This is a genomic window from Acidihalobacter sp. (assembly GCF_037381185.1).
Classification (GTDB): Bacteria; Pseudomonadota; Gammaproteobacteria; order DSM-5130; family Acidihalobacteraceae; genus Acidihalobacter_A.
This window is the reverse complement of record NZ_JARRQY010000022.1, coordinates 1-19004: the sequence shown is the minus strand read 5'-3', so window position 1 is coordinate 19004 and position 19004 is coordinate 1. Positions and strand designations below refer to the sequence as shown.

Annotated in this window: 15 protein-coding genes, 1 pseudogene and 1 CRISPR repeat array; of the genes and pseudogenes, 14 read left to right on the top strand and 2 right to left on the bottom strand. The window is 64.2% G+C overall.

All coding sequences use genetic code 11. The features are described from left to right. From P8014_RS09145 to P8014_RS09110, 8 genes are read left to right on the top strand one after another with little or no spacing between them, the layout of a single operon-like run. On the top strand, window positions 1-582 hold the full coding sequence (locus tag P8014_RS09145; RefSeq protein ID WP_337817007.1) for an ureidoglycolate lyase: 582 nt from the start codon (window positions 1-3) through the stop codon (window positions 580-582). Window positions 583-629: 47 nt separating this feature from the next. Further along, complete coding sequence (locus P8014_RS09140; protein WP_337817006.1) at window positions 630-1058, top strand: hypothetical protein; 429 nt, start codon at window positions 630-632, stop codon at window positions 1056-1058. Window positions 1059-1068: 10 nt separating this feature from the next. Next, a complete protein-coding gene (locus P8014_RS09135; protein WP_337817005.1) occupies window positions 1069-2166 on the top strand; it encodes a ring-opening amidohydrolase in 1098 nt (365 codons plus the stop codon). Next, on the top strand, window positions 2163-3146 hold the full coding sequence (locus P8014_RS09130) for an XdhC family protein (RefSeq protein WP_337817004.1): 984 nt from the start codon (window positions 2163-2165) through the stop codon (window positions 3144-3146). The genes P8014_RS09135 and P8014_RS09130 overlap by 4 nt, the downstream gene beginning before the upstream one ends. Before the next feature lie 9 nt (window positions 3147-3155). Beyond that, a complete protein-coding gene (locus P8014_RS09125) occupies window positions 3156-3338 on the top strand; it encodes a DUF4089 domain-containing protein (protein WP_337817003.1) in 183 nt (60 codons plus the stop codon). Continuing rightward, the gene (locus P8014_RS09120; protein WP_337817002.1) at window positions 3335-4726 is read left to right on the top strand and encodes an AtzE family amidohydrolase; all 1392 of its coding nucleotides are present in this window, start codon (window positions 3335-3337) and stop codon (window positions 4724-4726) included. Before P8014_RS09125 ends, P8014_RS09120 begins: the two co-directional genes overlap by 4 nt. Before the next feature lie 14 nt (window positions 4727-4740). After that, entirely contained in the window at window positions 4741-5121 is a 381-nt protein-coding gene (hpxZ, locus tag P8014_RS09115) for an oxalurate catabolism protein HpxZ (RefSeq protein ID WP_337817001.1), read from the top strand. A 6-nt stretch (window positions 5122-5127) separates the two neighbouring features. Next, a complete protein-coding gene (locus tag P8014_RS09110; protein ID WP_337817000.1) occupies window positions 5128-5727 on the top strand; it encodes an NTP transferase domain-containing protein in 600 nt (199 codons plus the stop codon). Here P8014_RS09110 and P8014_RS09105 read toward each other — a convergent pair. Beyond that, entirely contained in the window at window positions 5715-8876 is a 3162-nt protein-coding gene (locus P8014_RS09105; protein WP_337816999.1) for an HD domain-containing phosphohydrolase, read from the bottom strand. The genes P8014_RS09110 and P8014_RS09105 overlap by 13 nt on opposite strands. Window positions 8877-9163: 287 nt before the next feature. Between P8014_RS09105 and P8014_RS09100 the strand changes: the two genes are divergently transcribed. The 3 genes from P8014_RS09100 (at window position 9164) to P8014_RS09090 (ending at window position 11490) form a co-directional block, all read left to right on the top strand. Beyond that, the gene (locus P8014_RS09100) at window positions 9164-9826 is read left to right on the top strand and encodes a hypothetical protein (protein WP_337816998.1); all 663 of its coding nucleotides are present in this window, start codon (window positions 9164-9166) and stop codon (window positions 9824-9826) included. 8 nt (window positions 9827-9834) lie between these two features. Beyond that, window positions 9835-10824 carry a sensor domain-containing diguanylate cyclase gene (locus tag P8014_RS09095; protein ID WP_337816997.1) on the top strand — a complete coding sequence of 330 codons (990 nt, stop codon included), beginning with the start codon at window positions 9835-9837 and terminating at the stop codon, window positions 10822-10824. Window positions 10825-10905: 81 nt separating this feature from the next. After that, on the top strand, window positions 10906-11490 hold the full coding sequence (locus P8014_RS09090; RefSeq protein ID WP_337816996.1) for an SIS domain-containing protein: 585 nt from the start codon (window positions 10906-10908) through the stop codon (window positions 11488-11490). A gap of 15 nt (window positions 11491-11505) precedes the next feature. On the opposite strand, the gene P8014_RS09085 is transcribed toward P8014_RS09090, so the two are convergent. Next, entirely contained in the window at window positions 11506-14337 is a 2832-nt protein-coding gene (locus P8014_RS09085; protein WP_337816995.1) for a DUF2339 domain-containing protein, read from the bottom strand. 327 nt (window positions 14338-14664) lie between these two features. Here P8014_RS09085 and P8014_RS09080 point away from each other — a divergent pair, with 327 nt between their 5' ends. The 3 genes and pseudogenes from P8014_RS09080 to cas1f form a co-directional block, all read left to right on the top strand. Continuing rightward, window positions 14665-15990, top strand: a complete 1326-nt coding sequence (locus P8014_RS09080; RefSeq protein WP_337816994.1) for a cytosine permease — start codon at window positions 14665-14667, stop codon at window positions 15988-15990. Between the two features lie 120 nt (window positions 15991-16110). Further along, a complete protein-coding gene (locus tag P8014_RS09075) occupies window positions 16111-16779 on the top strand; it encodes a GNAT family N-acetyltransferase (RefSeq protein ID WP_337816993.1) in 669 nt (222 codons plus the stop codon). 67 nt (window positions 16780-16846) lie between these two features. Beyond that, window positions 16847-17746, top strand: a pseudogene (cas1f, locus tag P8014_RS09070) (type I-F CRISPR-associated endonuclease Cas1f); the annotation flags it as partial. A gap of 64 nt (window positions 17747-17810) precedes the next feature. Continuing rightward, window positions 17811-18858: a CRISPR direct-repeat array (repeat unit 28 nt; unit sequence GTTCGCTGCCGCATAGGCAGCTCAGAAA). Between the last annotated feature and the right edge of the window lie 146 nt (window positions 18859-19004).

Genomic DNA, 19004 nt, shown 5'->3' with positions numbered 1-19004 from the left:
ATGCAAGCCGCCACCCTGGAAAAAGACTACGTCGATGTCCCGCTGGTCGACGCTACGCCCGAAAACACCGCGCCCTACGGCCTGATGATCGGCGATCAGGTGCACAAGCCCGGTCTGAGCATCCCCTTCTACAAGGGCAGCGTCGAGGAAGGCGAAAATCTCGATTTCGTCTACAACGAACACGCCGTGGTGCGCACCGCTCGCATCTCCCGCCGCAGCCCCGAGATCACCTGGCTGGAGCGCCACGTACGCATGACTCAGCTCTTCGTCGGTCTCGGCAGTGTCCCTTTCGCCATGGTGCTGGGCAAGCCGAACCTGGAATCCGGCGCCAAAGTGCCGGAGCTGGAAGAAGTGATGGCCTTCCGCATCCCGCCGGGCCACGGCATCATGATCCATCGCGGCACCTGGCACGACTTCCCCATGGCCTTTGAGGGCCAGCCCGTCACCGTGCTGACCATGAACTCCGAGGAAGTGGTCAAGGCGCTGGCCGAGGCCAAGGAACCCGCCGACATGGACACCGGCGACGTGTACAAGATCGACATCGCCAAGCACACCGGCAAGACGCTGCGCGTGCCGTTCTGACAAAACATCGGCAAAGCAATCATGCAAAGCCGGCTGTGGATTTAGGGATGCGTAAATACCAGCTAAATGAAGCGCTATCACTTCTCGTCAATCAAGCCACTTACGAAAGATGGCTGCATAGAAAAGCCATGGCTCACGTCAAACGTGATCGTGCACGAGGCAACGTTGACGCGACCAATCAAGAATACAAACTCGCAATCCATCGGGCGGTTTGTGAATCGGACGGGAAAGACGCCTATACGAACGAGAACCTCGATTGGTCTCTGCTGAGTCAATACGACAACGAACAGTCCCAAGAGCATGGCCGGCGCTACAAAAAGAAATTTGCCCTTCTGCCATCCGTTGATCATGTAGGTGACGGTACAGGTGCCGCAGACTTCAAAATTTGCGCTTGGAGAACAAACGATGCAAAGAACGATATGAGCCTCGACGAGTTTATTGAGCTATGCAGAAAAGTAGTCGCACACAACAGCTGACAGGTTAGGTATGCGCGTCATCGCCCACCGTTTCCCGACCTCCGGCCCTAGCGACGTCTCCGGCCTCGCCGGTCTGCTCGACGCCGGCGAGCTGCGCGCGCAGGACATTCTCGCCGTCATCGGCAAGACCGAGGGCAACGGCGGCGTCAACGACTTCACCCGCGAACTCGCCATGCGCGCGCTGGGCGACCTGCTCACGCCGCAGCTCGGCTGCGCGCCGGAGGACATCGAGGACCGCGTGGTGCTGTCCTTTTCCGGCGGCACGGAAGGCGTCGTCAGCCCACACCTGCTCGTACTCGCGCGCACCGGCGAAGCGCTCGCCGCGCCGGGGGAGAAGAAGCGCCTGGCCGTCGCCACCGGCTACACGCGCGCTTTCGAACCGTGGGAAGTCGGCTACCGGCCGATGATCGAGGAAACCGCACGCGTGGTACGCGAGCTGATGCAGCAGCTCGGGATCGACGATCCCGCCGACGTGCATCTGGTGCAGATCAAGGGCGCGATTCCGACGGTCGACGAGGAGCAGCGGACCGAGGCCGAAGCCGAGGGACGGCCACTGCGCTGCGATATGGTCGGTTCGCGCGCCGCTTCAGCATTGGGCGTGGCGCTGGCCCTCGACGAAGCGCCGGCCGATCGCATCGGCGACCGCGCCGTGTGCCACGACTGGTCGCTGTACTCCACCCGCGCCAGCGTCTCCGCCAAGCCGGGGCTGCCGCGCTCTGAGATCACCTTGTTCGCCAACTCCGCCTGGTGGGAGGGCGACCTGATCATCGAACACGGCGTGATGCGGGACATCATCGACCTCGACGCCATCCGCGGCGTGCTTGCCCGCCTCGGCCTGGAGGCGCCGGGCCAGCTCGCCCCCGAGCAGACCGAACGCCTGGTCGGCATCTTCGCCAAGTCCGACGCCGACCCGCGCAACGCGATCCGCGGCCGGCGCCACACCATGTGGACCGACGCCGACATCTCCGACATGCGCTATTCGCGCTGCGTGGTCTCCGCGCTGCTCGCCGGCCTCACCGGCGAGACGGCCGTATACGTTTCCACCCGCGCCGAACATCACGGCCCGCTGGGCGGCGGCCCGGTCGCCATCATCGCGCGCGTGCCATGACCGCCGCCGCCCGCCAACTCGGCTACGCACCGCCCGCCGCCGAAGCGCTGGTCACGCGCGTACGCGGCTCCGCGCCCGCCGCTGCCGGCGACAGCATGCGGCTGCTGCGCGACGGCCGCTTCGACGGCACGGTCGGCGGCGGGCGCATGGAACACGCACTGCGCGCCGCACTGCGCGAGTGCGCGACCGATAGCGCACCGCGCGATTTCGATTTCACGCTCGGCGCCGGCAGCGACCAGTGCTGCGGCGGGCGCGCCGATGCCTGCGTCGTGCCCGTACCGCCGCTGCTCGGCACGCTGTACGCGCCCGGCGCCGCGCGCATCTACGCCGCCGACAGCCGGACGCTGCAGCTCGCCGGAGGCATCACTGCCGAGGGGCGTTGGCTTGGTGAACCGGCTGCGCGTGCCGAACTGGAAAATGCCACGGTTCCGGGCTACAGCGCCGACGCGCGCTGGTTCGCTCTACCGGCGACACGCCGCACCCCGCTGTGGCTGTTCGGCGCCGGACACGTCGCTCGCGCCGTCGCGCGGCTGGCGAGCGAACTCGACTACGCCGTCGAAGTCTTCGACGACCGCCCGGAGTGGGCCGACCCTTCGGCCTTCCCGCCCTCCGCGCACTTGCGCGGCGGCGCCGAACCCGCCGCGCTGCCGCAGCCGCCGCGCGGCGCCGTGGTGCTGATCATGACCCACAGCCATACGCTGGACTACGAACTGCTTGAACACTTCGCCGCCCGGCCGCTCGCCTACCTCGGCGTCATCGGCAGCCAATCCAAGGCTGCACGCTTTCGTCACGCCCTGGAACGCAGCGGCCGCAGCGCTCCGCATCTACACCTTCCCATCGGTCTGCCCGGCCTGGGCAAACGCCCCGCCGAGATTGCCGTCAGCGTGCTGGCCGAGCTGCTGGCCCTGCGCCAGCGGACCCGATCCGGACAACCATCGTCCGCGGCCGCCGTTGCGCCGCGCGACGTCTGCGAGGAGTGAACGCACCCCATGAACGACCAAGACCTGGAAACCTACATTCAGCTCGCTGCCGCCCAGCAGGGACTGGATATCGACCCCGCCTGGCGCGAATCGGTCATCGCCTACTACCGTCTCAGCGCACGCATGGCTGCAGTGCTTGAAGAGCACCCCCTGCCGCCGGTCGAGGAACCCGCACCGGTATTCTCGGCATGAGCGCGGTACCGCAGGGCGCCGCCAGGCTGGCTGCCGCCATCCGCGGCGGAGAACTCAGCGCCGTCGAGGCCATCAACCACACGCTGGCGCGCATCGAACGCCTCAATCCCGATCTCAACGCCTTCACCGAAATCACCGCAGAACGCGCCCAGGAAGAAGCCGCCGCGGTCGACCGCGCCATCGCCCACGGCGAGATCGTCGGACCACTGGCCGGCGTTCCCTACGCGGTCAAGAACCTGTTCGACATCGAAGGCGTCACCACCCTGGCCGGCTCCAGGATCAACCGCGACGACCCGCCCGCGGCAGCGGACGCCACGCTCATCGAACGTCTGAAGCACGCCGGTGCCGTGCTCTGCGGCGCGCTCAACATGGGCGAATACGCCTACGACTTCACCGGCGAGAACGCCCACGTCGGCCCCTCGCGCAACCCGCACGACCTCGCCCATATGAGCGGTGGTTCCAGCGGCGGCAGCGGCACCGCGGTCGGCGCCGGCATGTTGCCGCTCGCCCTGGGCTCGGACACCAACGGCTCGATCCGCGTGCCGGCCTCGCTGTGCGGCATCTTCGGACTCAAACCCACCTTCGGCCGGCTTTCTCGCGCCGGCAGCTTCGCCTTCTGCCCCAGTCTGGACCACGTCGGCCCGCTGGCACGCAACGTCGCCGATCTGGCCGCCGCCTACGACGCCATACAGGGACCGGACACCCGCGACCCAGTGTGTCAGACGCGCCTGCCGGAGCCGGTTTCCGAGCTGCTCGATCGCGGAGCCCATGGGCTGCGTATCGCCGTCGCCGGAGGCTACTTCCGCCAGCAGGGCACACAGCAGGCCTTCGAAGCGGTCGAACGCGTCGCCCGCGCCCTCGGCGTGCAAAACGAGGCCGAGCTGCCCGAGGCGGGCCGCGCCCGCGCGGCCGCCTATCTCATCACCAATGCCGAGAGCAGCAACCTGCACCTCGAGCGGCTGCGCGAGCGCGCCGCGGACTACGATCCCGACGTGCGCGATCGCATGCTGGCAGGCGCCCTGCTGCCGGCCACATGGAATCTGCAGGCCCAGCGCTTCCGCCGCTGGTACCAGAGCGAGGTGATGCGCGTGTTCCGGCGCCACGACCTGCTCATCGCCCCGGCCACGCCCATGCCCGCCCCGCCGATCGGCCAGCGCAGCATGACGCTGGGCGGCCAGGAGATGCTGGTTCGCCCGCACCTCGGCCTCTACACCCAGCCGATCTCTTTCGTCGGTCTGCCGGTGGTGGTGGTGCCCGTACATACGCCGGGTAGCCTACCCATCGGCGTACAGCTGATCGCCGCCCCCTGGCGCGAGGACCTCGCCCTGCGCGTCGCCGCCCAGCTCGAAGCCGACGGGTTTGGCGCCCCGTCCGCAGAATTCGCTTGAAGGATCCCGTCCCGATGCCCGAAGTCAATCTCCCTGATGTGCTTGCCGAAGTCACCGCGGCCTTCCAGCGCTATGAAGCCGCGCTGGTGAATAACGACGTCGCCGTACTCGACGAACTGTTCTGGAACAGCCCGCACACGTTACGCTACGGCGTGGCCGAAAACCTCTACGGCTACGAGGCCATCTCCGCCTTCCGCGCCGCGCGGCCCTCGCAAGGCCTGCAGCGCGAACTGCTCAACACCACCATCACCTCCTACGGCCAGGACTTCGCCACGGCCAACACCGAGTTCCGCCGCGGCACGGTGCACGGGCGCCAGAGCCAGACCTGGGCGCGCACGCCCGAGGGCTGGCGCGTGGTCGCCGCGCACGTCAGCCTGATGCCCGCGCAGGACTGAGTCCGGGTGACCACCGCCGTGCTGCTGGCCGGAGGCCGCTCGCGGCGCTCCGGCCGCCGCCACAAGGCCTGCCGACGCCTGCCCGGCGAGCGGCGCAGCTGGCTGGACCGCCAAATCGACGTGCTGCGTGCGGCCGGCGCGGATCGCATTGTGCTGGTACTCGGCCACCGGCCGCGCCGCGTGTTCGCCTGCCTGCACCGGCGCATCACTGCCGTGCGCAATCCGCACCCTGCGCACGGCTCCTTTTCATCGCTGCTATACGGTCTGAGCGCGGCGCGCGGCGATGTGCTGGTAGTGCCTGTGGATACTCCGCTACCGCCCGCTGTAGAGTTACGGCGTATGCTGCGGACACGGCATGGCTCCGATGCGGTGGTCCCGATGGGACATGACGGCCGTGGTGGGCATCCGGTGTTGTTGTCGCAGCGTTTCGCGCGGAATCTGACGCAACTCGACCCAAGGAACCCCGAGGCCCGCCTCGACGTCCAGCTGCGAAATCTGGCGCCGGAACGTCGTCGGCACTTGCGCCTCGCAGTACGCAGCACCCGCCTCAACCTGAACACCGGACAGGCCTGGCGGCGCTACCTGCAGGCGGCTCAAGACAGATAGCGCGTCAGATCGACCGCATCGATCTGAGACTCGGGCAGGAAACGGCGGGCGTAGTCTAGATACACCCCGCTGCGCAGGAACAGCTCGAACACGTCGCGATCGACGTGCTTGTCCAGCACCATTTCGTGCAGGATATCGATGGCCACGCTGATGGGCTTGGCCTTCTTGTAGGGACGGTCGGCAGCGGTCAGCGCTTCGAACACGTCGGCCAGCACCATGATCCTCTCGGGCATGGACAGGTCCTCGGCGGTGAGCCGGCGCGGATAGCCACGTCCGTCCAGTGTCTCATGGTGGGTCGAGGCATAGCGCGGCACACGCGCGAGATCCTCCGGCAGAGGCAGGCTGTCCAACATGCGGATGGTGCTGATGATGTGCTCGTTGATCTTGAAACGGTCTTCAGCGGTCAGTGTTCCTCGCTGGATCTTCAGGTTATACAGCTCGCCCCTGTTGTACTCCAGCGGCGGGACTTCCATCCGGATGCCCAGATGGGGCGGGTAGCCCGCGCCGCGGGTCCGCTCCCGTGCCTGCCAGGGCTTGTCGGCAAGCAGTTTCTCGGTCACCGGCAGCGCCTGCGGCGGTTCGCTGAAACGCGCCGCCTCCACGGGCGACAGGCCAAGGCGGTCGTCGAAGTGCCGCTGCCAGGTGATGTCGGCGAGCCGTTCCAGCCGGGCGATGTCAGTCTTGCCCATATGCTCGCTGCCCTGGTTGCAGGCGGCGATGAAGGCGAACTGTTCCTGCAGCTCCGCCTGCTCTCTGTCCAGTTCGGCACGCAGGGCGGCTTCGTCCTGCGGTCGCTGCACGCGCCGCTCCCAGTAGCGGATCACCGCATCGCGCCACAGCACCTCGAAGCGCGTGCGGATCTCGTGAATGCGGTTGTAGATGGTTTCGAGCTTGCTGCCCTTGTCGACGATATGTTCGGGCGTGGTGATCTTGCCGCAGTCGTGCAGCCAAGCACCGATGCGGAACTCGCGCCACTCGGCCTCGCCGGCGAACTGAAACTGCTTGAAAGGCTCCTCACCGCTGGCATCGGCCTTGCGCACCAGCATCATCGCGAGTTCCGGCACGCGCGCGCAATGGGCGCCGGTGTAATGTGATTTCTCGTCAATGGCCTGCGCGATCAGCTGAATGAAGGCGTCCATCAACGCCTCCTGCTCCTTGGCGTGCCGCTCGATCGAGCGCGCCATGGCTATCTGCGTTACGGCCAGATCATCGATCTCGATGATGTTGCTCTCGACGCGTTTGAGTTCACCGTAGCGCTTGTCGCGGATTTTCTCTTCCTCGACCGCCAGCAGCCTGACCGGTCGCACGATGAATCCGGCAAGCCAGTAGGCGACGGGCAGCATCAGCAGCAGAATACCGGCCGTCGCCAGCAAGGCCCTCCGTATCTCCGAGTAGGCCTGCGCATAAACGGCGCTGACCGGCGTGACCACCGCAAAGTACTCCGGGCGATTACCCGCACCGCCGACATTGGTGAGGAAGACGAACTGGTCCCGGCCGTCGAGAGAGAGCCGCCGCATGCGGTTGAGCGCGCCGGGTTCGGACACCATATCGATCAACTGTTGGTAAGGCACGGTGGCGCGCGCGCCCTGCTTCGGCGCCCGCGTTTGCCGGTCAAGCCAGCGCGCATGCAATGCGGCACGCTGCAGCGGCGTGACATGCGCCAGAGCCTCGTCCATCAACTGCGCCACTCCCTTGAGAGAAGGCTGCACGGCGTAATGCAGGCCATCGTGGATCGACACTGTTCCAAAGTGCAACGGCGCATATACCCTGACGCCGCCGTAAAAGAATTCGCTCAGCGTATAGCGCAGTTGGGCCGCGGTATCGATGCCTGCATCGACCTCGCCCTTGCGCACCGCTTGGAACATATCGGCCACGCTGTTGACCTCAACCACATGCACCTGCGGAAACTGTTTGCGCAGAGTGTCGATAATCGACCAGCCGGCCGGAATGGCGACACGCTTGCCGAACAACTGCTTGATATCGTGTATGGGCCTTGCGTCGCGGCGCGTCAGCACACCGAACGGCGCATGCACGTAGGCCTTGGTCATCACCCCCAGCGGCGTGTTGTCGCCGGGACGCAATACCGACTGCAGAATGTCTATCTCGCCGGCGTGAAACTGGCGGAGGAATTCCGCCCAGCTCGGACTGTTGACAAAGCGGAACCTGAGGCCTGTCATGCCGCTTATCAGCGACAGCATGTCCACCGAGTAACCCTGCGGCTGTCCCGCCACGGAATAGTCGAACGGCGGCCAATTGGTAAGGCTGGAAACGGTAAGGACCGGATGCCGGGCGACGAGCGCCCGCTGGTTTGGCGTCAGCGGCAGCTGCTTGACCGCGGGAAGACGCGGCAGCGCGGACTGCACCGCGTTGCTCGCGATCAGTTCGCCATCGGGCTGATAGAGATAGACCCGGCTCTGCGGATCGTGCAACTGCCCGGCAAGCCGGACGGACAAGGACGCCAGCATCACGTCCGCCGCCAATACTGCACCGCTGTTCAGTCGGATCGAATAGGTCTGTCCGGGGCGCTGCAGGGACTGAAACAGATAGGGAGCGGTCTTATGCACCGCAGTCCGGGTCGCCTGCCGATACCAGGATCGGGAAGTCGCACGGAAAGCGCTGGCTTCGGTGCGCGTAGTACGCAGCCTGAAGTTCTTGTCGTAGTAGGCATAGCGGCGCACGCGTTTGCCGCCGACGTTGCCGATCGTCATCAACACCCAGCGGTCTTGCGGCCCGGCCTGCAGACGATGTCGGACCTCCTGCCCGCTGTCGAGATTGATCAAGTCATAGAGATCGCCGTTGGGAAAGCCGAAATAAACGGCATAGAACGTTGCGTGACCGAGCAAGGTCGACGCAAGCAGGGAAAGGGTCTTGCGTGACTCGCGAGGTTTGCCGTTCGCATCGAATTCGGCGGCCAGCAGACGCATGATCGATATCGCGTCGCGGTCCGTCGCTGCGAGATAATCGCCGGTGCGGGCAGCCGTCTGGCGATAATCGGACAACGCCGATCCACCAGCCAGGCGGGTACTGAAGTGGTACTGCAGGGCAATAGCGACCGCAGCGGTCAAGACGGTCACGATGAGAAACATTCCGACCACGGTCACGCGGAAGGAAAGGCGCCATCCACCACCAGGGAAAGACTGTCCGGCCATATTCCCGCTCCAGGAAGATTCGCAATGGCCGGCGGCATTGACCCCAGGCCAGAAACTCAGGCAGCCCGACTGGTCCGGTTTATTCTTCGGAGACCACTCACAAACCCACTTTTTATGAGACTATATCAAGGGCCCCGTACGCGCCAGCGATTCAGCAAATCCATAGGCCGATCACCATGGGCGGAACCATACGCGATTCGTCCACCTGGGCGGTAACTTGTCCGCGCCTCCGGGGCGCCACATAATCGGAAACATCTTCGTTGATAGCACAAGGGCACCGCAGACTCATGAGCCTGTCTCTACCACGTGCACGCATCACCATTATCGCCCTCGCGGGTTTGGTCCTGATCACCTTCGCCTTCTGGTGGTTCATATTGCGCGCCATCGCGGTACCGGTAGCACTCACCAACTCCGGGCGGCTTCCGATGCAGGTGCACGGCCCCGGCACGCTGCAGGCACGCATCGCCACCACCGTTGCCGCCCGCGTCAGCGGTCGCATCTACCAGGGCAACGTCGCCGACGGCGTCTGGCTGATCGTGCAGCGCCGGGTCGGCGACCGCGAACGCCAGTTCACGATCATTGGCTACGACGTGTTCGACGGCCTCGGCGGACCACGCCGGCTGGTCGCCGGAAGGCCGATCGAGCGCGGCCACTATCAGGCCGTCGCCGACGTCAAGCTCGGTCTGAAGCCTGGCCAGAAACTCCAACTCGGGCGCCATGAATACACCATCGTCGGACTGATAAAAGGCGGCGTCGACTCATCCGGCAGCCCGCTGCTCTATCTCTCCCTGCCAGACGCCCAGGAAGTGTTCTACAACCTCGACAACGAGGCTCTGCTGCTCAGCCGCGCGGCGACGCTCAAACGTCTGCAGGCAGCCGGCGTGGTCGCTTCATTCGCGCAAGTACTTCGCGAGATCGGCTATGCCGGCGCGATGCCCTATTCGGAGTAAGGCCGCAAATGACAGGCTTTAACGGCGACAAAGAACGCCTGGAACTGGCTCTGGAGGCCGGGGGGCTGGACTTGTGGGAGAACGATCTGGTCAGCGGACAAATCACCCACAAGGTCGAAAAGATCTTCCGCGAACTCGGCTACGACGAAGACGAGTCGGTCCGCTACGTCGACGACATATTCACCATCGTCCATCCCGACGATGTTCCGGTGCTCAAGAACGAAGTCGAAAAACACCTGAACGGCGATACCGAACAATACCGCTGCGAGTTCAGAATCCGGGCCAAGAACGGTCAATGGCTTTGGTATGCCAACTACGGCAAGATCATGGACCGCGACGACGCACACCCGGGGCGCCGCTTTATCGGCGTTACCTTCAATATCGACGATAGAAAGCGCCGGGAAACCGAACTCGAACTAATCAATCGCAAGCTGGCCGAACAGAATTCGCGCCTGGAAGACATGAACGCCATACTGCAGTCACTGGCGTCCAGCGACCCTCTGACCGGCATCGCCAACCGGCGCAGGCTGCTGGAAATGGGCGAACACGAGTTCAAGCGAGGCCGACGGTTCGACCACGAGATATCCCTCCTGATCCTCGACATCGATCATTTCAAACAGGTCAACGACACCTGGGGACACATGGCGGGCGACCGGGTGATTTGTGCAATCACCGATGCCTGCACCACACACGTGCGCCGCGACATCGATGTGGTCGGCCGCATCGGCGGCGAAGAATTTGCCGTCGTCCTGCCGGAAACCGGCTACACAAGCGCGCTGGAACTTGCCGAGCGTCTGCGCAATGCAGTCGCCGAACTGAGCATCAGCGTGGAAGAAACCGTAATCAGCCCCACCGTCAGCATTGGCGTCGCAAGCTCTTCACAGAGCTGTGAGACATTCAGGGATCTTCTCATTCAGGCCGACAAGGCACTCTATGCAGCCAAGGCCTCCGGGAAGAACTGCGTGTACGGACAGAGCGCATTCCAGCCTCCCCGATGAAGCACCTTGGGGCTATCATTGAGCCCCTGTGCGGTGCGCTGGCGCCGCACGTCCCATCACGTCGGAAACAAGGAATGTTTCATGCTGGAACACATTCGGGCAAGCCTTGAAGAAGCCCGCACGGCCCTGGACGCACTGCTGGAAAACGACGCTGCGCTGAACGCTATCGAAACAGCGGCCACAACGCTTGCGAACGCCTTCGAGACGGGCGGCAAGGCCTACTCCTGCGGCAACGGCGGCTCGATGTGCGACGCGACTCATTTCGCCGAGGAACTGACCGGCCGCTATCGCCGAAACCGGCCCGGCATCGCCGCAGTCGCCATGAACGACCCGGGACACCTCACCTGTGTCGCCAACGATTTCGGCTACGACTACGTCTTCTCGCGCTATCTCGAAAGCCACGGCCGGCCCGGCGACGCCCTGATCGCGCTCAGCACCAGCGGCACCAGTTCCAATGTCGTAAAAGCCGTGGAAACCGCCAAACGGCTCGGCGTCGTCTCCATCGTGCTGACCGGCCGCCCCGGTTCAAAACTCGCCGAGATGGCCGACATCTGCATCTGCACCCCGGCCGGCGAGTTCGCGGATCGGATGCAGGAACTGCATATCAAGGTCCTGCACATCCTGATCGAGCTGGTGGAAAGGCGGCTCCATCCCGAGAACTACTGACGCTGCACCAGCCTCTCAAGCTCTGCGCTTCGACGGCATCGGCGCAACGAAACCGGCCAATAGAAGCAGTAACCCCACGCCGACGAAGGACACGATCCGCTCGACCGTGTTGCTGCCGGACAGATCGACCAGGAACAGCTTGATCACCACCACGCCAAGCAGCGCGGCGGCGACCAGCCAGAGGCTGCGCAGATGCCGTCTGCTGGCGAACAGAATAAGCACGGAACCCAGCACGGCCCATACAATGGAATACGTGGTCTGCGCCAGCGATGAATCCAACATGCCGCCATAGTAAAGGCCGGCATAAGCGTGCAACACGCGGGCGACGAAGCCGTTCAACCAGACGAAACCGACCGTTCCGAGCCACCACGAGGCGTCGCGCTGCAGCCTGCCGGGAAGCATCGATCCGCACCTACGCCAATAGGCAATCAAGGCATAGAACGCCCCGCCGGTCACCAGATCCGGACCGTTGAGCACGGGCACGAACCCCCAGCCCAGCGGGTCCGCCCAGCTCGTCGATAGCGCATCGCTCAGCAGCGGACCGTTGATCAACACGATCCAGAGCAGCAGATAGGCGCTCAGGCCGAGCGCCGCCACGCCGCGGTAAGCCGTCCCGTGATCGCCCTGCAGCGTCAGCGGCCAGTGCTGCGCGTATACGATCCACACCAGAACCCCGGCCGGCACCAGCCCCCAGACCAAAGCCGACCAGGCGCCCGGCACTGCATAGGAAGAGACCAGGCCCTGCCAGGGAATCAACAGCGCCCCGAACCGGGGCTCCACGCCGAACAGGCCCAGATGGACCCAGCACGCGATCTGGGCCGCTGCCACCAGCGTCAGCAGCCAGACGCCGCCCACGTGCACGGCCTCGCGTTGCGCCACCTCTTCGCCACGGCGCTCATGCCAGGCCAGAGCCCCATACAGCAGCACGAACGCCAGCGGCCAGGCCAGCCAGCCCAGATCGTCCGCCGGACAAGCGAACGGCATACAGGCCAGCCAGAAAATCCACATGCTCGACACGAGCGCAAAGGGCACGAACGCGAGCGCCGTCCAGTCGCGTACTTTCAGTCGCAAGGCATTGGCCGCCAGCAGCGATGCGCCGACGAACAGCAGCCACGCGCCGGTCGGCTGCGTCAGCGCCGGCCACCGCGCGAGATCGTACAGACCACTGCCGAACCACCAGATCATCCCCCAGATCAGCAGAGGCATGCCCTCGAACTTCCTCCGCAACAGATAGGCGCTGGCGAGCCCGGCCAAACCGATCATGCCGGTAGTAAGGAATCGGGCATTGAACAGCGGCGTCGTACCAATCATCAGGGACATCGGATCAAGAACGAAGACCATACCGGCGCCAAACTGCAGCAACAGACCGAACCACTGCGGCAGTTGCCTGCCCTGGCGCACGCCGATCCAGAGCATTGCCACGCCCTCCAGCGCCCAGGTCGTACTGGTCCACTGCGTGTCGAACGCGAACGGCACAGCCAGCGACACGAATCCGATCCCGAGGGCGAGAAACGCATCGGACAGCACTTTCAGCTCCTCCCCGCGGCGCTTGCGCAACAGCACGTAACTCAGCAGATACAGACAGCCGAGCCCGAACGCGCTGTAAGCCAACCCGTATTCGAAACTACGCACCAACGAAGCCTGCAGCCCAAACCCCACCAGCGGCGGTCCGAACACCAGGGTCGATTGCACGTAATCCCGGTGGGCCTGGGCGCGGTGATGCGCAAACAACACCGCCGTGGCCAGAAAAATCAGGAAAAAGCCGACCAGAAATGGTTCGGTCGTGGCGAACAGAGCCGGCTCGTAGCGCAGCACGCCCCATGCCGTACCGATGACGAAGGTGAACACGAAACCCAGCAGGTTCAGCTCGCGCCACGCCTTGCGCCAGGCCACGAACAGGATGCCCAGGTCGAGCAGCAGATAGTAGGTGAACAGCTCCGTATGCCGGCCGCTGTCGGTTCCCGCCAGCACCGGCGCCAGGAAACCGCCCACGATACCCAGCGCGGCCAGGCTCCTCGCGTCCTGCAGCACCGCAAGCACCGCCGCACCCGCGACCACCGCGAGCATCAACACGAAGGTCGGAGTTGCCGGCAACAGCCCGTACAGACGAAACGCCGCGTACAGGGTCAGATACACGACTCCGATACCGCCGCCTTGCAGCACCAGCGCATAGCCGGTGTGGCGCCGGCGAAGCAGCCAGCCCACGCCCAGCAGCACGAGGCCGCCCACCCCGACCAGAACCAGCCGCACCTCGATCGGAAACAGATTGCGGTCCGCCGCGTACTTGAGCAGAAACGTGAGGCCGAAGAACAGCACGACAACGCCGATCTTGGCCACCACGTTGCCTTCGGTGAGAAACCGGTACGCGGCTCCGGCGCTGCGCCCCCAACCATCGGCAACCGGTCCGGATCGAAGTCCAGTACCATGCGCAACCGAACCGGTTCCCCACTGCTTGTACCCCAGCGGCATGTCCTCCGCCGCGGCCGCCACCTCTTCCTCTACCGGACGTGCGGCCGGCGCCGCTTCCACGCAGGGTTCCTCAATGGTCCAGGACTCGGCCTCGACCCGCAGCTTCTCCCGTGCCGCCGCAATGATCGCCTCCGATTCGGCATCTTCGGATTCGACTACACCGGTCGACTTCTGCGCCGCGGCTTCACCCTTCCGCAGACGCAGCGTCGCGAGTTCCGAGCGCAGGCGCTCCTGATCCTCGACCAGAGCATTGATCTGATCGCCCATGCGCAGCATCCGCCCGCCCAGGAAACCCAGCACGCCCCCCAGCAAAGCGCCCGGCGGGCCGGCCGCAATACTCCCCACCCCAAGGCCGAGCAATACAAGAATCCATATCATTTCTGGAATTTCCCCGCCTTCCGGCCGCGATGGGTACGCAACCAGTAACTCTTATATTTATTGAGGTTAACGTCCACACTGTACACCTCAGAGTCAACAACGCTAAGCCCCCATGCGCCGAATCCGAACGGCAAGGCCAGCGCAATGCGGTGCAAGGCGGTGCACGCCTTAGCTATACGCACGATTTCGATGCCGACCGGCAGCTCGCGAACGGATCAGACACAAAAACAAACGCTTTTATTTCAAGCAATTAAAAACGTGGCAACAGTTCCGGAAATGGCTCGCAATATGCTTGTTCCCTCCATCGGCCCACGAATGGAGAATCGCATGAGCTATCTAACCCGCGAAGCCGCACATCTGGACGATGAACTGGGTGCGGAGTTCGAACACGCCCCCGTTCCGCCGGACAAACGCCGCAGCACGCTATCCGTCGCACTGATCTGGGCGGGCTTTCCTATGGGGCTGTCCACTTTCGTATCCGGCTCGCTGCTGGCGCAGCTGATCGGCGTGGTACCGGCACTCGAGGCAACGCTGCTGGGCAATCTAGCGCTGCTGCTCTACGTCGGCCTGATCGGCGGGCTCGCCTCCCGTTCCGGCGAGAGCTTCGCGCTGCAGGCGCGTCATGTATTCGGCAGTCAGGGCTATCGCATCGCCTCCGCCTTCCTCTCCACCATCGTCATCGGCTGGTTCGCGGTCAACGCCGGCATAGGCGCCGAATTACTCAAGAGCAACTATGGCCTTTCCTACGGCTGGCTGGCGGTCATCCTCTCCGCCGCCTACGCCTTCATCGCCTTTCTCGGGGTGCGCGCGCTGCACTGGATCAGCCTGTTCTCCGTGAGCCTGTTCCTTGTCGTCGCCGGGATCACGCTGATCGACATTTCCACACACGGTTCTCTCGGTGCCGCGCTGAACTACCCCGGTGCGCATCCGCTGCACCACATGGCCTTCGGCACCGCCGTCGCACTGGTCATCGCCAAGTTCCTCGACAGCGGCACACAGACTGCCGACTTCAACCGCTGGGCGCCGAACACGCGCGGTTCCTGGCTGGCTACCGCCGCGGCCTTCCCGCTCGGCCTCGGGCTACCGATGGCGCTCGGCATCCTGGTCATGGGCGCATTGGAAGGCGGTGGCGCCTTCGCCCACGGCAACGTGGTCGGATTCCTGCTCGCCAACCACCAGGTCATGATCAGCGTGCTCGTCTTCGCCTTCATCGTAGTCAACTCCGGCTCTGTCTCCTCGCACTGCGTCTACAACGCCGCCACCGGCTGGTCGGGAGCGACGGGGCTGCCGATGCGGCTGATGGCGATCGTCATAGGAGCGGCGGCCCTGATCATCACCCTGTCCGGTTTCTGGCACCTGTACATCCCCTGGCTGATCTTCCTCGGCATCCTGGTGCCGCCGCTGGGCACCGTGATCCTCGCCGAAGCGCTCATCACGCGGCAACAGGGCGAAGATGAACTTCTGCCGGCCTGGCGCTGGAGCGCCTTCGCGGCCTGGGCGATCGGCGCACTGGCGGGCTATGCCAACTACCACCTGATGCCGGCGTTCCCGACACCCATCGCCGCGTTTCTCGCCACCCTGCTGGGCTATTTCGTGCTGCGCAGCGCACTCTTCGCCCCGCAGCGACTGGCACGCGGCATCGAACCGGATTGACGCCGCAGGCCCCGCAACGGTGCACAGACATGCGTCGGCAGGAACGCCGGCGCATGTGGATGAGCTATACTGGCGCCCCACACCCTTCAGGCCTTGCGAACACTCTGGAGAAATGTATGGATGGGCCCCGACGACTTACCCGCCTATCGACTGCTCACCGGCCCCGACGACTCGGTCTTCTGCCGGCGCGTCAGCCAGGCGCTGGCGCTCGGCTACCCCTCTACGGTTCGCCCGCAACCACTTTCGCAGCGAACGCGTGATCGTCGCCCAGGCCATCCTCTGGCCGGGCGCAGAAGACGCCGACGCCTGAACCGCGCACAGGAGAGGCGCATGCCCGTCACCCTGAAGATTACCGAGGAGCCCGATCTCGCTTGCCTGATGGATTACGTGCGCGCCTTTCACGCCACCGAGACCTTCGCGCTCGACGATGAAATGCGCAAGGCCGCCCTGCGTCCTCTGCTCGGCATCAACCCGCTCGGGCGCATCTGGCTGATCCACGCCGGCGCAACGCCGGTCGGCTACCTCGCACTGTGTTTCGGCTACACCATCGAGTTCGCGGGCCGTGATGCCTTCGTCGACGAACTCTTCATCGCGCCGGAACAGCGCGGCCGCGGCTACGGCAAGGCCGCCCTGCGCCTGATGCTGGCCGAAGCGGCGCGGCTCGGCGTACGCGCGGTGCATCTGGAAGTGGCGCGCGACAACCCACGCGCGCTCGGCCTGTATCGCGCCGCGGGATTCGCGGCGCGCGAGAAGTACACGCTCATGTCGGCGCGAACAGATACCGCCTGAACAACCCGGTCCGACATTTGCAAAATCGCGTGAAAACACAATAGTCTTCAAAACCATTGATCGTCGAATGGCGCCAGCAGTGGACGACATCCCCCCATCCGAACTCAAATCCATCCTGCATTCCAAGCGGGCAAACATCTACTACCTTCAACACTGTCGTGTACTCGTCAACGGTGGTCGTGTCGAATACGTCACCGACGCAGGCAAACGCTCGCTGTACTGGAACATCCCCATTGCCAACACCACCACGGTGCTGCTCGGCACCGGCACCTCGATCACTCAGGCCGCAATGCGCGAACTGGCCAAGGCCGGCGTACTGGTCGGCTTCTGCGGTGGCGGCGGCACGCCGCTGTTCAGTGCCAACGAAGTCGATGTGGAAGTGGCCTGGTTTTCACCGCAAAGCGAATATCGGCCAACCGAATACCTGCAGGCCTGGGTCCGTTTCTGGTTCGACGACGCACAACGGCTGCAGGCCGCCAAGCGTTTCCAGTTCAGCCGGCTCGCCCGCCTGCACACGCATTGGACGAGCAGCCGCGAACTGCGCGACGCGGGGTTCGCCGTCGATGCCCACGCGCTGGAACGCCTGATCGCCGATTCCACTGCCGCGATCGACGCTGCCACGGACACCGTCGACCTGCTCACAGAAGAAGCGCGCCTGACCAAACGCCTGTTCCGCCTCGCCGCTAAAGCAACCGACTACGGGAACTTCACCCGCGCCAAGCGCGGCAGCGGTGCCGATCCCGCCAACCGTTTCCTCGACCACGGCAACTACCTCGCCTACGGACTGGCCGCGACCGCCACCTGGGTGCTCGGTCTGCCGCACGGGCTGGCCGTATTACACGGCAAAACACGCCGCGGTGGGCTGGTGTTCGACGTGGCCGACCTGGTGAAGGATGCCGTCATCCTGCCGCAGGCGTTCATAGCCCCCGCACGCGGCGACAGCGAGCAGGATTTTCGTCAGGCCTGCATCGAAAGCCTCGCTCACACCGAGTCGCTCGATTTCATGATCGACACGCTCAAACGCATTAACCGTTCGCTGCCGCATAGGCAGCTCAGAAATGGCTGTCCGAGCACAAGGACTACGAGCCCGTGTTCGCTGCCGCATAGGCAGCTCAGAATACGTATGGTTCCTGTATCGAGATGAGGTCTACGTTCGCTGCCGCATAGGCAGCTCAGAAAAGGGCGGCGAACATCAACGCGACCGTCGACCGGTTCGCTGCCGCATAGGCAGCTCAGAAACATGAGAAGCCCTTTGACCGGGAAGGTGACTCGTTCGCTGCCGCATAGGCAGCTCAGAAATATCCGGGCGAACGCGGGCATCGAAGCAGAATGTTCGCTGCCGCATAGGCAGCTCAGAAATACTGGCTCTGAGACAGTTGGCACGCTGACTCGTTCGCTGCCGCATAGGCAGCTCAGAAATGATCGCGTGGAAATGTGGGCCGTTACCCGCAGTTCGCTGCCGCATAGGCAGCTCAGAAAGGCAGGAAGGAGTTACGCTGTAACGAAACACCGTTCGCTGCCGCATAGGCAGCTCAGAAACAAAATTCCAGCACACTCACGGTTCCAACCGAGTTCGCTGCCGCATAGGCAGCTCAGAAATACAAAGATTACAATCAGACTCAGCGGGTTAAGTTCGCTGCCGCATAGGCAGCTCAGAAATACAAATAAGGTGGTGTTCTGATGCCCATCACGTTCGCTGCCGCATAGGCAGCTCAGAAAAACACGAATTCAGCCCTGAGGGGGGTTCGACTGTTCGCTGCCGCATAGGCAGCTCAGAAATTTGACCCTAACGGGAGCGCCTCACAGGCCTTGTTCGCTGCCGCATAGGCAGCTCAGAAAGACAGGACGTTACGCACGTTGGGGTAGTTGATGTTCGCTGCCGCATAGGCAGCTCAGAAAGTGGCCCTATCTGGTGGGGGACGTTGCCCTTTGTTCGCTGCCGCATAGGCAGCTCAGAAACCTCGTAAGTACGGCTTGCAGGCCGGGACCAAGTTCGCTGCCGCATAGGCAGCTCAGAAAAGAGCCAGACGCCTTGAGCAAAAGAGCGCCTTGTTCGCTGCCGCATAGGCAGCTCAGAAATGGTACATGCCGGGCGAGGTGACGGTGTTGAACCGCCCCGGTTTTCGCGGAGGCTGTTGGGTTTAAGTTAAGCGGCAATGGGGATTGGCTGCCCGAGTTGCCGGTAGTAGTTTGCCTCAGCTTCTGCGGGCGGGATATAGCCCAGG

Excerpts from the sequence above, each read along its gene's own strand:
- P8014_RS09145 (WP_337817007.1), top strand. The coding sequence starts at position 1 with ATGCAAGCCGCCACCCTGGAAAAAGACTACGTCGATGTCCCGCTGGTC.
- P8014_RS09140 (WP_337817006.1), top strand. The coding sequence starts at position 630 with ATGCGTAAATACCAGCTAAATGAAGCGCTATCACTTCTCGTCAATCAA.
- P8014_RS09135 (WP_337817005.1), top strand. The coding sequence starts at position 1,069 with ATGCGCGTCATCGCCCACCGTTTCCCGACCTCCGGCCCTAGCGACGTC.
- P8014_RS09130 (WP_337817004.1), top strand. The coding sequence starts at position 2,163 with ATGACCGCCGCCGCCCGCCAACTCGGCTACGCACCGCCCGCCGCCGAA.
- P8014_RS09125 (WP_337817003.1), top strand. The coding sequence starts at position 3,156 with ATGAACGACCAAGACCTGGAAACCTACATTCAGCTCGCTGCCGCCCAG.
- P8014_RS09120 (WP_337817002.1), top strand. The coding sequence starts at position 3,335 with ATGAGCGCGGTACCGCAGGGCGCCGCCAGGCTGGCTGCCGCCATCCGC.
- hpxZ (WP_337817001.1), top strand. The coding sequence starts at position 4,741 with ATGCCCGAAGTCAATCTCCCTGATGTGCTTGCCGAAGTCACCGCGGCC.
- P8014_RS09105 (WP_337816999.1), bottom strand. The coding sequence starts at position 8,876 with ATGGCCGGACAGTCTTTCCCTGGTGGTGGATGGCGCCTTTCCTTCCGC.
- P8014_RS09100 (WP_337816998.1), top strand. The coding sequence starts at position 9,164 with ATGAGCCTGTCTCTACCACGTGCACGCATCACCATTATCGCCCTCGCG.
- P8014_RS09095 (WP_337816997.1), top strand. The coding sequence starts at position 9,835 with ATGACAGGCTTTAACGGCGACAAAGAACGCCTGGAACTGGCTCTGGAG.
- P8014_RS09090 (WP_337816996.1), top strand. The coding sequence starts at position 10,906 with ATGCTGGAACACATTCGGGCAAGCCTTGAAGAAGCCCGCACGGCCCTG.
- P8014_RS09085 (WP_337816995.1), bottom strand. The coding sequence starts at position 14,337 with ATGATATGGATTCTTGTATTGCTCGGCCTTGGGGTGGGGAGTATTGCG.
- P8014_RS09080 (WP_337816994.1), top strand. The coding sequence starts at position 14,665 with ATGAGCTATCTAACCCGCGAAGCCGCACATCTGGACGATGAACTGGGT.
- P8014_RS09075 (WP_337816993.1), top strand. The coding sequence starts at position 16,111 with ATGGGCCCCGACGACTTACCCGCCTATCGACTGCTCACCGGCCCCGAC.